We start from the raw sequence: 256 nt of genomic DNA on the forward strand, positions 1-256 counted from the left end.
AAATTCTGCTTTTGGTTTATCTTTATCATATAAGGGCTTGTAGCTCAGGTGGTTAGAGCGCGACACTGATAATGTCGAGGTCCGTGGTTCGAGTCCACGCAGGCCCACGGAATGTACAAGTTGGTCAGAAAACGTTTCTGATTTTATTTATTGAAGAATTTTGGGGGATTAGCTCAGCTGGCTAGAGCACCTGCCTTGCACGCAGGGGGTCAACGGTTCGAATCCGTTATTCTCCACATTACTGGAAAAGTCCGGT

Annotated in this window: 2 tRNA genes; both read left to right on the forward strand. The window is 46.5% G+C overall.

Annotated features, from left to right (window positions below):
- Positions 1-33 precede the first annotated feature (33 nt).
- A tRNA-Ile gene (locus tag AAHB90_RS32665) sits at positions 34-107 on the forward strand.
- A 55-nt stretch (positions 108-162) separates the two neighbouring features.
- A tRNA-Ala gene (locus tag AAHB90_RS32670) sits at positions 163-236 on the forward strand.
- Positions 237-256 lie beyond the last annotated feature (20 nt).

The organism is Dyadobacter sp. OTU695 (assembly GCF_038440355.1).
Classification (GTDB): Bacteria; Bacteroidota; Bacteroidia; order Cytophagales; family Spirosomataceae; genus Dyadobacter.